Annotated in this window: 11 protein-coding genes; 1 reads left to right on the top strand and 10 read right to left on the bottom strand. The window is 64.7% G+C overall.

The genetic code is table 11. The features are described from left to right. Nucleotides 1–4: 4 nt before the first annotated feature. From HBF25_RS16580 to HBF25_RS16560, 5 genes are all read right to left on the bottom strand, one after another. Nucleotides 5–1,078 (bottom strand): ABC transporter ATP-binding protein, encoded by a 1,074-nt coding sequence (locus HBF25_RS16580; RefSeq protein WP_166950331.1) that lies wholly within the window; start codon nt 1,076–1,078, stop codon nt 5–7. Nucleotides 1,079–1,088: 10 nt separating this feature from the next. Then, nucleotides 1,089–1,922: a carbohydrate ABC transporter permease gene (locus tag HBF25_RS16575; protein WP_166950329.1), complete on the bottom strand. Its 834-nt coding sequence runs from the start codon at nt 1,920–1,922 to the stop codon at nt 1,089–1,091. Between the two features lie 11 nt (nt 1,923–1,933). Then, nucleotides 1,934–2,809 carry a carbohydrate ABC transporter permease gene (locus HBF25_RS16570; protein WP_166950328.1) on the bottom strand — a complete coding sequence of 292 codons (876 nt, stop codon included), beginning with the start codon at nt 2,807–2,809 and terminating at the stop codon, nt 1,934–1,936. Next, on the bottom strand, nt 2,806–4,173 hold the full coding sequence (locus HBF25_RS16565) for an ABC transporter substrate-binding protein (RefSeq protein WP_166950327.1): 1,368 nt from the start codon (nt 4,171–4,173) through the stop codon (nt 2,806–2,808). The genes HBF25_RS16570 and HBF25_RS16565 overlap by 4 nt, the downstream gene beginning before the upstream one ends. A gap of 256 nt (nt 4,174–4,429) precedes the next feature. Next, complete coding sequence (locus tag HBF25_RS16560) at nt 4,430–5,356, bottom strand: helix-turn-helix domain-containing protein (RefSeq protein WP_166950325.1); 927 nt, start codon at nt 5,354–5,356, stop codon at nt 4,430–4,432. Nucleotides 5,357–5,406: 50 nt separating this feature from the next. Between HBF25_RS16560 and HBF25_RS16555 the strand changes: the two genes are divergently transcribed. Next, nucleotides 5,407–6,006 (top strand): short chain dehydrogenase, encoded by a 600-nt coding sequence (locus tag HBF25_RS16555; RefSeq protein WP_166950324.1) that lies wholly within the window; start codon nt 5,407–5,409, stop codon nt 6,004–6,006. 103 nt (nt 6,007–6,109) lie between these two features. Here HBF25_RS16555 and HBF25_RS16550 read toward each other — a convergent pair whose 3' ends face one another. The 5 genes from HBF25_RS16550 to ilvD form a co-directional block, all read right to left on the bottom strand. Then, complete coding sequence (locus tag HBF25_RS16550) at nt 6,110–7,735, bottom strand: hypothetical protein (RefSeq protein WP_166950322.1); 1,626 nt, start codon at nt 7,733–7,735, stop codon at nt 6,110–6,112. A 277-nt stretch (nt 7,736–8,012) separates the two neighbouring features. Further along, nucleotides 8,013–8,492 carry an acetolactate synthase small subunit gene (gene ilvN / locus HBF25_RS16545; RefSeq protein WP_166950320.1) on the bottom strand — a complete coding sequence of 160 codons (480 nt, stop codon included), beginning with the start codon at nt 8,490–8,492 and terminating at the stop codon, nt 8,013–8,015. Nucleotides 8,493–8,494: 2 nt separating this feature from the next. Further along, a complete protein-coding gene (gene ilvB, locus HBF25_RS16540; RefSeq protein WP_341778096.1) occupies nt 8,495–10,360 on the bottom strand; it encodes a biosynthetic-type acetolactate synthase large subunit in 1,866 nt (621 codons plus the stop codon). A 97-nt stretch (nt 10,361–10,457) separates the two neighbouring features. Then, entirely contained in the window at nt 10,458–11,477 is a 1,020-nt protein-coding gene (ilvC, locus tag HBF25_RS16535) for a ketol-acid reductoisomerase (RefSeq protein WP_166950310.1), read from the bottom strand. A 178-nt stretch (nt 11,478–11,655) separates the two neighbouring features. Further along, the gene (gene ilvD, locus HBF25_RS16530) at nt 11,656–13,386 is read right to left on the bottom strand and encodes a dihydroxy-acid dehydratase (RefSeq protein WP_166950401.1); all 1,731 of its coding nucleotides are present in this window, start codon (nt 13,384–13,386) and stop codon (nt 11,656–11,658) included. Nucleotides 13,387–13,399: the final 13 nt, after the last annotated feature.

Genomic DNA, 13,399 nt, shown 5'->3' with positions numbered 1-13,399 from the left:
CTCTTCAGGGGTGATGGATGGCGACGCCGCTGGCGTCGAACACATGGGCATGGGTGAGATCGAGCCGGATACATATCTCGCGCCCGGCGCGGCGATCGAAATCGCCGTCGGCGCGCACCGTGACCGGGCCTACGTGGGGTACTTCGACATAGGCGTACGTCTCGCTGCCGAGGCGTTCCACGACGGCGAGCTTGCCGTTGAGTGTTTCGCCCGTGCCGTCGCCTTCCTCGCAGACACGCAGGTGCTCGGGCCGCACGCCGACGGTAAGGTCGCCCATCGCATCGATCCGTACCGGCAGGTGCAGCAGGTTGCCGTTGCCCAGTCGCAGCTCACCATTCACCGGGGTGGCAGCGAAGAAGTTCATCTGCGGCATGCCGAGAAAGCCGGCAACGAAACGGTTGGCAGGCCGACGGTACAGTTCCATCGGCGAGCCGATCTGCTCGATGCGGCCCTCGCTGAAGATGGCGATCTTGTCCGCGAGCGTCATGGCCTCGATCTGGTCATGGGTGACGTAGATCATCGTGGCGTTGAGCTCCTGGTGAAGGCGAGCGATTTCCAGTCGCGTCTGCGCGCGCAGTGCGGCATCGAGATTGGACAAGGGCTCATCGAACAGGAACACGCGTGGCTCGCGGGTGATCGCGCGTCCGATCGCCACGCGCTGGCGCTGCCCGCCCGACAGCGCCGAAGGCTTGCGATCCAGGTAAGGCTCCAGCGCGAGGATCTTCGCCGCGCGGTTCACCTTCTCATTGATGCTGCTCTGATCCTTGTGCGCCAGTTTCAGTGCAAAGGACATGTTCTCGCGCACGCTCATGTGCGGATACAGTGCGTAACTCTGAAACACCATGGCCAGGTCACGCTTGTCCACGGGGCGATCGGTGATGTCGTCCTTGTCGAGAAGGATCTGGCCGTCGTCCACGTCCTCCAGGCCGGCGATCAGGCGCAGCGTAGTGGACTTGCCACAGCCCGATGGGCCGAGGAAAACACAGAACTCGCGATCCTCCACCACCAGGTCGATGCCCTTGATGACATCGGTACCCTCGAACGATTTGCGCAGCGAACGGATTTCCAGGCGGGACATGAGGCGGCTCCTATTTGACTGCGCCGAAGGTGAGACCACGGACCAGCTGGCGCTGCGACAGCCAGCCCAGCACCAGGATGGGTGCGCAGGCGAGTGTCGACACGGCCGAAAGCTTGGCCCAGAACAGCCCCTCGGGGCTGGAGAACGAAGCCACGAGCGCGGTAAGGGGGGCGGCGCTGGAGGTGGTGAGGTTGAGCGACCAGAAGGCCTCGTTCCACGAGAGAATGAGGCAAAGCAGGGCGGTGGAGGCAAGGCCGCCACGACTGACGGGAATCAGCACGCGGAACATCGTCTGCCAGGTGCCTGCACCGTCCATCCGTGCCGCTTCGAGGATGTCGTAGGGGATGTCGCGGAAATAGGTGTAGATCATCCAGACCATGATCGGCAGGTTGATCAGCGCAAAGATGATCACCAGGGCCAGCCGGGAGTCGAGCATGTCGAGGTCGCGGCAGATCAGGTAGATCGGCACCAGCACACCCACTCCGGGGAGCATCTTGGTCGACAGCATCCACAGCAATACGTCTTTCGTGCGTTTCGTGGGGTGATAGGCGAAGGCATACGCCGCCGGCACGGCCACCGCCATGCCGAGCAGGGTGGCGCCACCGGCCGTCACGATGGAGTTCCATGCGTAATGCAGGTAGTTCGCCCGCGACAGGATCTCGCGGTAGTTCTCCAGTGTCGGGGAGAACACGAAGTGCGGCGGCATGCTGAAAGCTTCCAGCTCGCTCTTGAAACTGGTGACCAGCATCCAGAGGATCGGAAAGAACACCACCAGGGCCACGAGCCACGAGGCAATGGCACGCAGCGTGCGGGCGAGGCGGCGCTTGGGTCGGTTATGGGCCATGTCGTTTCTCCTCAGCGCGCCGTCAGCGACTTGCCGATCAGGCGGATCAGGAACACCGCCATGATGTTCGCCAGCACCACGGCCACCAGGCCACCGGCCGATGCCGCACCCACGTCGAATTCCAGCAATGCCTGGGTATAGACCAGGTAAGGCACATTGGTGGTTGCGTCACCCGGCCCACCATTCGTGGTCACGAAGATCTCGGCAAAGATGTTGAGCAGGAAGATGGCCTCGACCATCACCACCACTGCGATAGGGCGCGCCAGATGCGGCAGGGTCAGGTAGCGGAAGATGGCCAGTCCGCGTGCACCGTCCATGCGAGCGGCTTCCAGTTGTTCGCGATCAAGCGATTGCAGTGCGGTGACGAAGATCAGGATCGCGAATGGCAGCCATTCCCACGACACCACGATGATGATCGACAATAACGGCCAGTCGGCGAACCAGTTCACCGGCGTGGCGCCGAACAGCTTCCACACCCAGGCAAGCAGGCCCGAGACGGGATTCATCAGCAGGTTCTTCCATACCAGTGCCGCCACCGTGGGCATGATGAAGAACGGCGAGATCAGCAGCATGCGCACGATGCCCTGGCCGGGGAAGCTCTCGTCGACGAGGATCGAGATGAGCACGCCACCGACCACGGTGATCGCCAGCACGCTGCCGACCAGCACGATGGTGTTGAGCACCGACGTCCAGAAGCTCGGGTAGGTGAAGAAATACGCGAAGTTTTCCAGACCCACGAACGACGACTTGCCCGGATAGAGCAGGTTGTAATACTGCGTGGAGAAGTAAAGCGTCATCGCCAGTGGCACGATCATCCATACCAGCAGCATGATGATCGCCGGCTGCGCGAGCAGGCGCTCGGGGCGTTTGCGGATACGCGCGCTCATTGGGTCGGCTCCTGCTGGATGACGGGCTTGTGCTCGTAGTAGCCGGCGCGCTTCATCGTGCGGTCCACGGCGCCCTGGGCGGTACGCAGCAGTTCGTCCACGTTGCCGCGCCCGGCCAGCGCACCGGCAATCTGCCGGCCGACCAGGGTCGCCACGGCCTGGAACTCCGGAATCGAGACGATCTGGATGCCCTTGTAAGGCACGGGTTTCAGCGTGGGATGGGCCGGGTCCACGGCCTTCAGCGAGTCGTAGGTGACCTTTGCGAAGGGGGCGGCCTTGATATAGGCCGCATTCGCATACGTTGACTCGCGCGTGCCCGGCGGCGTGGATTCCTCGCCGTACTTTTTTGCCACCAGTTGCAGATAGGGCTTCGATGTGGCCCAGAGGATGAAGTTACGCGCGGCATCGGCCTGTCTCGAACTGGCGGGAATGGCCAGCGACCAGACCCACAGCCACGACGAGCCCTTGTCCGTGACTTCGTGTGGCGAGCGCACGAAGCCTACCTTGCCGGCGACCTGGCTTTCCTTCGGATTGGACACCGTGCCGCCACCGACGCTGGCATCCACCCACATGGCACAGCGACCACCGGCGAACAGCGCGAGGTTTTCGTTGAAGCCGTTGTCCGACGGACCGGGTGGTCCATAGTTTTTCAGCAGATCCACGTAGAAATTCACCGCCCCGTGCCATTCGGGCGTGTCGATCTGCGGATGCCATTGCTCGTCGAACCAGCGACCGCCCCAGCTGTTCACGATGGTGCCGAGCAAGGCCATGTTCTCGCCCCAGCCGGCCTTGCCGCGCAGGCAGATGCCATAGACGCCATGCGCCGGGTCGTGCAGTTTCTGCGCAAAACCGCGGATCTGGTCCCAGGTGGGTTCCGGGGGCATCGTCAGGTTGGCGTGCGCGAAAAGATCGGTGCGGTAATAGGTGATGCTGGCTTCGGCGTAGAACGGCACGGCGTAAAGATGATTATCTACGGTGAGCTGCTCGCGCACGTTCTTGAACAGGTCGTTGACGTCGTAATCGGCGGGTAGGTTGTCCAAAGGCGCCAGCCACTTCTGGGCACCCCACAATGGCGCCTCGTAGGCACCGATGGTCACCACGTCGAACTGCCCGCCATGCGTGGCGATGTCGGTGGTGAGGCGCTGGCGAAGCGTGTTTTCTTCGAGCACCACCCAGTTGAGATGCACGCCGGGATGCGTGCGTTCGTACTCCGGCGACAAGGCCTGCATGCGCACCATGTCGGTGTTGTTCACCGTGCCGATGGTCAGCGTCGTATCGGCGAAGGCGGCGCCCGAAGCCACAAGTAGTGCAAGACAGCACGCCCGCCGGGCGAGTTTCCCCTGCCATTTCCGTCGATGATTCATCGTGCCTCCCATTGCGGCGGGCCGTTGCGCGCCGGCTGGATGTCGTCGCGTCGTGGTTCAGCGTTATAGGTGTTTGCGCACGGTCGTCACCAATACGGCGGGCGTCGTTTTGTGGTGAAAACAGATACTTTTTTGCAGGCAGGGGCAACGTGAATCCCCGGGAGCACGTGTTTTTGCTGCGAAGCAGCATGGTTCGGCCAGAGCAATAAAGTATGTAAATGAACGCGTTCGCCCGGGCCGCTGCGGCGGCGCCGCATCACGTCTGGGGCGCAGGCCCGCGATGTCGCATCCGATACTCGCGGGGCGTCATGCCAGTAAGGATCAGGAAGCGCCGATTGAAGTTCGACAGGTTGCTGAAGCCGACGTCATAGCAGATGTCGGTAATGGGCGCGTCCGAACCGGACAATCGTTCGCAGGCATGTTGCACGCGGGTCTGGTTCACGTAGTCGATGAACCGGTAGCCCGTGTGCTGGTGGAAGAATCGCGAGAACGCGCTCTCGGACATGTCCAGGCGGTCGGCGACCGCTTTCAGCGAGATATCGCCGGCATAGTGGCGTTCGATGTAGGTGACGGCCCGATGCAGCCTCACGGACTGTGCCGGATCGGATGCGGCCTGGAACGGCCGGCTACTCAGTGGCTTGCGTGTGTCGTCTTCCGCCAGGGCTTCCACCATCTCGAAGAAACTGGCGACGCGGCGCAGGCCGCCGTGATCGGATACACGGCGAAAATGCGGCTCCAGCTGGCGCCCCAGTTCGCTGGAGAATGCGATGCCATGGCGGGCTTCTTCCAGCAGCAGCGACCGCACGTGCCGTGCCGAGGGGAAGAATTCGATGCAGCGGCGTACGAACGCCTCGGAGAACAGGATCACCCGGTCACGCAGCGCTACGGGTTCGCAGGTGTCGTCGGTGACCCAGTTGTGCGGCACGTTGGGGCCCGTGAGCATCAGCGTGTAGGGCGCGAAGCGGCCCGTGTAGTCGCCGACATAGGCCGTGCCTTCGGTGGCGACGATCAGGTGGAGTTCGTAGGCCGGGTGGTAATGCCAGCGGATCAGCCGGCTGCGCGAGCCGTGGTCGAGATAGTGGATCGTCGGCTCGTCGGACAGGCCCAGCAGATCCTGCTCACGGCCGAGCGCCGAGGTATCGGCCATGGGCGGCGGCAGCGAGAGGGCGGCGCGACGATTCATGCGATCGAGCGTACTCTTTCCCGTATGCAACCACCAAGGAACCCCGCAACATGAAGATCCTTATCGTCGGAGCCAGTGGCACCCTGGGCGAGGCCGTCGCGGCCGAGCTGGGCCAGCGTCACGAGATCATCCGCGCCGGCCGCTCAGGTGGCGACGTGCGCGTCGACCTGCGCGATGCCGCCAGCGTCGAGGCGATGTACCAGCAGGTCGGTGAACTGGATGCCGTGGTCTGCGCCGCGGGCAAGGTGCCCTTCAAGCCGCTGGCCGAACTGGGCGAGGCGCAGTACCTCGAAGGCCTGCAGGACAAGCTGCTGGGCCAGGTACGCCTGGTGGTCGCCGGCACGCCGCGCCTGCGCGACGGCGGCTCGTTCACCCTCATCACCGGCATCCTTACCGAGCAGCCCATCGTGGCCGGCGCCTGCGCGAGCATGGTCAACGGCGCGGTGGAGGCCTATGTGCGTGCGGCGGCCATCGAACTGCCGCGCGGCCTGCGCATCAACGTGGTGAGCCCGAACGTGCTGACCGAAGCGATGGACAGCTACGGGCCGTTCTTCCGGGGTTTCGATCCGGTGCCGGCGGCACGCGCCGCCCTGGCGTTCTCGCGAAGCGTGGAAGGCCGCCAGACGGGGCAGGTCTACAAGGTCTGGTAACCGACACCCTCCAATGTAGGAGCGCGCCTCGCGCGCGACCGGTAACGCGACAATCCACACACATTCGCGTTACCGGTCGCGCGCGAGGCGCGCTCCTACAGGGTTACGGGGTCGGGAAACTCCAGATCGGGGCGCCCTGGTAGATCACCTGCACGCCGCCATCGTTGCGCACATACAGATACGCCCCGCCATGGTTCTCCGTGCTGGTGGCCCATTCCGGCTTGCCGTCGGCGCCATAGCTCACGAAATTGCCGTCGCCCTGCATGATCAGCGTGCCCTGCGTGCCGCCGGTCTTGCCGATCGTCGCGGTCTGCACGCCATCGCGATAGAGTCCGGCGCTGCCGTCGGCCTGCTGGCGCAGGCTGGTATGCCCGTCGCATGACACGACCGGTTGCGCCACGGTCACTACCTGGTTGGGGCCCAGCACACCGCATTCCGGAATCGACGTATCGAACGGGCCCGGATCGGTGGGCGTATTGCGCGTATAGCCCGTGCCGCCGTGGAACAGGCTCACCACTTCATGAGCGATACGCAGGTTCCAGTCATGCGGCAGGCTGTAACCATCTACATCGAGATTCAGCCACGCCATCTGCGACGGCGTCTCTGACGCATTGCGTGCTGTTTTCAACAGGGACGTACCTTCGCCCAGTTCGTCGAACATCGCGATCTTGATCGTCCGCACACCTGCGCTTCGATCATCGAATGCCTGGTGCCAGAAGAACGCGCCGCCGAGCGATGCAGCACCCTCCGTCGGCTGGTTGCCGTTGTTCTGGTCACGACCGGATGATGCCGGGAATACCGTCGGCATATAGAGCTGGCCGGCCGCCTGCGTCGCGGCAAGCTGCGGCTCGATGCGGTTCTGCAGCTGCCACGGCAGGTCGGAATCGCCGCCGAATGCACCGACGTTCCAGGGCTGGATCACATCAAGCTTCGCCAGCACGTCCTTCCATTCCGGCAGCTCCATCCAGAAGGGGCTGACGCCACCGATCACGGTCATGTGCTGGGTGTTCTTGAACCAGTCGATGACGCGGCTGGCGAGCGCTGGCTTCACACCCCACAGCTCATCGGCTGGCCGGCCCATGCCCCACAGGCTGATCACCGGCTTGCCGTTGTGCTGCTGGTACATCGGGTTGTCGAGTACGTGCAGGTCGTTGACCAGGTGCGTCCAGTCCGAGGTGATGTGGTTGAAGATGGCGTCTTCGTCGGCCTGGGTCTGCGTATTGTTGAAATTGCCGCTCATGTCGTACTCGATCATGATCGTGCGGCCGTTGTCCTGCGCGGCCTGGAAAGCATGGCGCAGCACGATATCGTTCTCCTGGTAGTAGGAGTCCGTCGAGCCCAGGAAGCGCTGGAGCATGGCCCCGTCGATGCCGTATTCCTTCATCCAGCGGAAATGCAGCTCGGCGGTGCCCAGCGCCAGCGAGGTGAAGAAGTAGGCCTGCTGACCGTTCACCGTGAGGCCCGGCACCGGGCAGCGCGATTCAGCCGGATACTCGTCGGTGATGGGATAGTTAGGGATGCTCACCATCTTCGCGTCGGGCACCAGCTGCGAGATGTACGACCAGTGGAACCAGTTGCTGTTGTCGCCAGGGTCACCGGGGCAATGGAACCAGCCCTGGTAGGCCGCGAACACATGGTCGTTCATGGTGCTGGTGTCGACGTTCTGGGCATGAGCCCCGAAGGCGAGCAGGCCGGCGGTGAGCAGGGCGATCAGCTTGCGTCTGTGCATGTCGGTACATCCTGTTGGAAGGACATGCATCATGTGACTATGTAACGCAAGGGAGTGCGCAGCACGCCACGCTTTCGCAAGAACGCCCGTTGGTTTCATTTCCAAACGCAACCATCGCATTCTGTAGGAGCGCGCCTGCGCGCGACCGGTTGTCGCGAAAACCATCATCGTTTCGATTCAACCGGTCGCGCGCAGGCGCGCTCCTACAGGGGAGCGGCAACCACAAACGGAGCGCACCGTTCCACCCGGTCGCGCGCAAGGCGCGCTCCTACACGTTTCAGACGGGTAGGGCGGTGCGTTCTACCGCGGCTACGCCGCTGCGTGCCTGGTCGGTGATGCCCGCCACGCCGCGCAGGCCATCGATGAATCCGTCCACCTCATCCGTGCGCCCGGTGAACTCCACCACGGACTGCGTGCCGATGCGTTCGAGCAGGCGTGCACCCACGCGCGACAGGAAGGCATCCAGCACATGACCTTCGGCTTCCACGCGCACCACCGAAAGCTCGCGTTCCAGATGCTCGCGGCGGGTCAGTTCGGCAATCTCGATCACGTCCACGAGCTTGGCCGACTGCTTCACGACCTGCTCCACCGTGGCATCGTCGCCATACACGGTGAGGGTCAGGCGCGAGACTTCTTCATCGTGCGTGGCGGCGACGGTGAGCGATTCGATGTTGTAGCCGCGAGAGGCGAACAGGCCGGCGACGCGCGCCAGCGCGCCGGCCTCGTTCTGGAGCAGCATGGAAATCAGATGGCGCATCGTCAGAACATCCCTGTGGGCGCGGCCTCGCGGGCCACGGGTGCGTCGCGGCTGGGAATCCAGTCGCCTGTGATCATCTCGGCATAGGAAGCACCGGGGCCTACCATCGGATAGACGCCGGCATCGGGGTCGATCACCACTTCCAGGAAGGCCGGTCCGGCGAAGGCGAGGAATTCGGCGATGGTCGATTCCAGCTGCGAAACGTCATCCAGCTTGCGCGCCCACTCGAAGCCATCGGCCTGCGCGGCACGTACGAAGTCCTTCTTGTGCAGACTCTTGTCGGTGGCCGAGAAACGTCCCTTGAAGAAAAGCTTCTGCCACTGGCGCACCATGCCGTCGCCGCTGTTGTTCAGCACGACGACCTTCACCGGCAGGCCATAGGTGGTCACGGTCTCCAGCTCGCCGATGTTCATGCGGATGCTGGCGTCGCCGTCGATATCGATCACGGTCAGGTCGCGGCGGGCGAACTGAGCGCCGATGGCGGCGGGCAGGCCGAAGCCCATCGTGCCCATGGAGCCGGAGGTGAGCCAGCGGCGGGGCTCGCGGAAATCGAAGTACTGCGCGGCCCACATCTGGTGCTGGCCGACGCCCGTGCTGATGATCGCCCGGCCATCGGTGATGCGGTTGATCGCCTCGATCACGGCGCAGGGCTGGATAAGATCGCTTTCGCGGCAGAAGTTCATCGGGTGCGTGGCCTTGAGGTTCGCCACATGCGCATGCCATGCACTGTAGTCGGGTCGGAAGTCCGTTTCACGACCATAGTCGGCCAGGCGACGCAGGGACGATCCCAGTTCGCCGACGTGATGCCAGTGCACCGACTTCACCTTGCCGATCTCGGCGGGGTCGATGTCGATCTGGGCGATGGTGCGTGCCTTCGGCGCAAACTGTGCCGGTACGCCGACCACGCGGTCGTCGAAGCGGGCACCCAGGGCAAAGACGAAATCGCAGTCGTCCATCGCGTAGTTGGCATATGCCGCGCCATGCATGCCAAGCATGTGCAGCGCGAGCGGATCGGTGGTGTCGAAACCGCCGATACCCATCAAGGTGGTGACCACGGGAATGCCGTAGGTGTGGGAGAAGTCGCGCAGCGCATCGGCGGCTTCGGCGGCGATGACCCCGCCACCGGCATAGATGAGCGGACGCTCGGCGCGGGCCAGGGCCGCGAACAGGGCGGCGCAGGCATCGTCGTCGATGGTGGCCGACTGCACGGCATGCAGGCGCGAGCGATAACCACGCACGGCCAGCTCACGCGAACCATGGAAGGTCAGCGGTGCGTTCTGCACGTCCTTGGGGATGTCGATCACCACCGGACCGGGGCGGCCGCTGCGGGCGATCTGGAATGCGGTACGCAAGGTGGCTTCCAGCGTGGATGCGTCGGTCACCAGGAACACATGTTTCGCACAGGCGCCCATGATCGTGCTGATCGGCGCTTCCTGGAACGCATCCGTACCGATGGCGCCGGTGGGTACCTGGCCGCAGATCACCACCATGGGGATCGAATCCGCCATGGAATCGCGCACGGGCGTCACCGCATTGGTGGCGCCGGGACCGGAAGTGACCAGGGCCACGCCCACGCGACCGGAGGCACGCGCATAGCCGGCGGCCATGAAGCAGGCACCCTGTTCGTTGGCGGGAACGATCAGGGGCAGCGCTTCGGCACCGTCATCGCGCGGGTGTTCCGCGTTGTAGCGGAAGATGGCGTCGTATACGGGAAGGATGGCGCCGCCGGAATAGCCGAAGAGTACGTCGAGTCCCTCGTCGGCGAGTACCTGCACGACGATGTCCGCGCCGCTCAGCGAGCAGCCGGTCAGGGGGTGGTTCGAGGTGGCGCGGCGAGTGTCGCCGACGGTATCCAGTTGCGCGTTCACGGGGATAGGTTCCTTATGCGTAGGATGCGGAACGCGTCCTCCCCCGCATGAGGGGGAGGCGCAGGCGGAAGGAGGACACGTTCCGGCAACGGGGGCCTCAGGCGCTCTTGGCGGCCTCCTCGGCAGGCTTGGGCTGGTTGGCCGAAAGCCACGGCATGCGCGCACGCAGCTGGGCGCCGACCTTCTCGATCGGGTGCTCCAGGTCGCGCTGCTTGAAGGCCTTGTAGTTGGGCAGACCGGCCTGGTACTCGGCCGTCCATTCACGGGCGAAGGTGCCGTCCTGGATGTCCTTGAGCACCGCCTTCATGCGCTCCTTGGTGCTGTCGTCGACCACGCGCGGACCGCGGGTGTAATCGCCGTACTGCGCCGTCTCGGAGATGAATTCCAGCATGCGGGCCAGGCCGCCTTCATAGAACAAATCGACGATGAGCTTCAGCTCGTGCATGACTTCGTAGTAGGCGATCTCCGGACGGTAGCCGGCTTCCACCAGGGTCTCGAAGCCCTTGATCACCAGCTCGGAAGCGCCGCCGCACAGCACGGCCTGCTCGCCGAAGAGATCCGTTTCGGTCTCTTCCTTGAAGTCGGTTTCGATCAGCATGGCGCGCGCACCGCCGATGCCGGCCGCATAGGCCTGGGCACGCTCGGAGGCGTGGCCGGTGGCATCCTGGTGCACGGCGTACAGGCAGGGCACGCCACGGCCGATTTCATACTCGCGACGAACCAGGGCACCCGGGCCCTTCGGCGCGACCAGCACCACGTCGATGTCCTTGCGCGGCTGGATCTGGCCGAAATGCACGTTGAAGCCATGCGCGAACAGCAGCGTGGCGCCCGGCTTGATGTTGGCCTCGATGGCGTCCTTGTAGATGCCCGGCTGGGTCATGTCCGGCGTGAGCACGGCAACCAGGTCGGCATTGCGCACGGCTTCGGCCGGCTCGGCGACGGCGAAGCCATCGACGTAGGCCTTGTGCCACGACGGACCACCCGGACGCAGGCCGACCACGACATCCAGTCCGGAGTCCTTGAGGTTGAGCGCATGCGCGCGCCCCTGGCTGCCGTAACCGAGCACGGCGATGCGGGCGTTCTGAAGCGGGGCGGTAGTGGCTTGCTTGTCGGTCATGGGTCTCATCCTCGGGTAATAGAAAAAATGTAGGAGCGCGCCTCGCGCGCGACAGCCAATGAAACGGTGAAGCAGGAACAAGAGATGGTGCGAGATAAATCAGGGCCTGAAGGAGGTGCTGACGTCCGCGATACGGCCTGTTCGGGCCGGTCGCGCGCGAGGCGCGCTCCTACAGGATTCAGTTGCCGATGAGTTCCTGGCTCAGGTCCTCGTCTTCGATTTCACGGCGCACCCGCGCGGCGGTGACGGGCGCATCGTCGAAAGCCTGCGTCACCGCACCTTCAGCGGCGGAGCCCACCAGGCGTGCATACTTCGCCAGCACGCCACGGGTGACCTTCGGTGTGGGCGCACGCCAGCCGGCACGACGCGTGGCGAGGTCGGCATCGGTGCGCAGTTCGCGCGAGCTGGCATCGATGAAGATCGCGTCGCCTTCGCGGATCAGCCCGATGGGACCACCGCGCGCCGCTTCCGGTGCGATGTGTCCCACCATGAAGCCGTGCGTGGCGCCGCTGAAACGGCCATCGGTGATCAGCGCCACGTCGTTGCCCAGGCCACGACCGACAAGCGCGGCAGTGACCGCCAGCATTTCGCGCATGCCCGGGCCACCGGCCGGTCCTTCGTTGCGGATCACCACGACGTCGCCGGCACGGATACGTCCGGCCTGCACGGCGTTGAAGGCGTCTTCCTCGCTTTCGAACACGCGTGCCGGTCCGGCGTGGCTGGTGCGGCCGTGACCGGCGAGCTTCAGGATGCAACCCTCGGGCGCCAGGTTGCCGTAGAGGATGCTGTAGCCGCCGCGCGGCTTCAGCGGTGCGCTGACCGGACGCACTACCTGCTGGCCCTCGGTGGCTTCTGGCGCTGCATCGAGTTCGGCGAACAGCGAGCGGCCGGTGACGGTGGGCGTGTCCTTCAACATGCCGGCCTTGCGCAGTTCGCGTGCGACGACGGCGGTACCACCGGCAGCGGTCAGTTCCACGGCGCTGTAGCGACCACCAGGCTTGAGATCGGCGATCACGGGCGTGTGCGCGGATGCAGGCTCGAAGTCTTCGATGGACAGCGGCACGCGTGCCTCGTTGGCCATGGCCAGCAGATGCAGCACGGCATTGGTTGAGCCTGCGGTGGCAGCGACCATGCGCGCGGCATTGTCGAAGGCCGTGCGGGTCATGACGTCGCGCGGCAGGCGGTTGGCCTCCAGGCATTCCATGACCAGCTCGCCGCAACGGTAGGCGGCGGCACGCTTGTCCTTCGCCGTGGCCGGGATGTCATTCAGGCCCACGGGCGACAGGCCCAGCGTCGTCAGCACCATCGCCATGGTGTTGGCGGTGAACTGGCCGCCGCAGGCGCCGGCACCCGGGCAGGCGTGGCGTTCCACGTCGTCCAGTTCCGCATCGCTGATCTTGCCGGCGCCATGGGCACCCACGGCTTCGAATACTTCCTGCACCGTGATCGGGCAACCGTTGTGGCTGCCATGGTCGATGCTGCCGCCGTACAGGGCCACGCCCGGGATATTCAGGCGGGCCAGCGCCATCGCGGCGGCGGGAATGGTCTTGTCGCAACCGCACAGCACCACCATCGCATCGAGGCAGTGGCCATCGACGGCCAGCTCGATCGAATCGGTGATCAGCTCGCGGCTGACCAGCGACGAACGCATGCCCGACGTACCCATGGCGATACCGTCAGTGACAGCGATGGTGTTGAACTCCACGGGCGTACCGCCTGCCGCACGCACGCCTTCGGCGGCGGCTTCGGCCAGTTCGCGCAGGTTGAGGTTGCACGGCGACACGTTCGACCAGCTGTGCACGATGGCGACCATCGGCCGGGCGATCGCGTCGTCGTCGAGGCCGGTGGCACGCAGCATGGCACGCGCAGGCGCGCGGTCGGGACCGGTCTTGATGGCATCGCTGCGCAACGTACGCAGCGGG

The organism is Luteibacter anthropi (assembly GCF_011759365.1).
Lineage (GTDB): Bacteria > Pseudomonadota > Gammaproteobacteria > Xanthomonadales > Rhodanobacteraceae > Luteibacter > Luteibacter anthropi.
Note: the sequence above shows the minus strand (reverse complement) of the source record. Positions and strands in the feature narration are given on the sequence as shown.

What these genes read in the sequence shown, in the direction of transcription:
- ilvN (WP_166950320.1), bottom strand. Translation starts at nt 8,492, where the DNA reads ATGCGCCATCTGATTTCCATGCTGCTCCAGAACGAGGCCGGCGCGCTG.
- ilvC (WP_166950310.1), bottom strand. Translation starts at nt 11,477, where the DNA reads ATGACCGACAAGCAAGCCACTACCGCCCCGCTTCAGAACGCCCGCATC.
- HBF25_RS16575 (WP_166950329.1), bottom strand. Translation starts at nt 1,922, where the DNA reads ATGGCCCATAACCGACCCAAGCGCCGCCTCGCCCGCACGCTGCGTGCC.
- HBF25_RS16580 (WP_166950331.1), bottom strand. Translation starts at nt 1,078, where the DNA reads ATGTCCCGCCTGGAAATCCGTTCGCTGCGCAAATCGTTCGAGGGTACC.
- HBF25_RS16560 (WP_166950325.1), bottom strand. Translation starts at nt 5,356, where the DNA reads ATGAATCGTCGCGCCGCCCTCTCGCTGCCGCCGCCCATGGCCGATACC.
- HBF25_RS16550 (WP_166950322.1), bottom strand. Translation starts at nt 7,735, where the DNA reads ATGCACAGACGCAAGCTGATCGCCCTGCTCACCGCCGGCCTGCTCGCC.
- HBF25_RS16555 (WP_166950324.1), top strand. Translation starts at nt 5,407, where the DNA reads ATGAAGATCCTTATCGTCGGAGCCAGTGGCACCCTGGGCGAGGCCGTC.
- HBF25_RS16565 (WP_166950327.1), bottom strand. Translation starts at nt 4,173, where the DNA reads ATGAATCATCGACGGAAATGGCAGGGGAAACTCGCCCGGCGGGCGTGC.
- HBF25_RS16570 (WP_166950328.1), bottom strand. Translation starts at nt 2,809, where the DNA reads ATGAGCGCGCGTATCCGCAAACGCCCCGAGCGCCTGCTCGCGCAGCCG.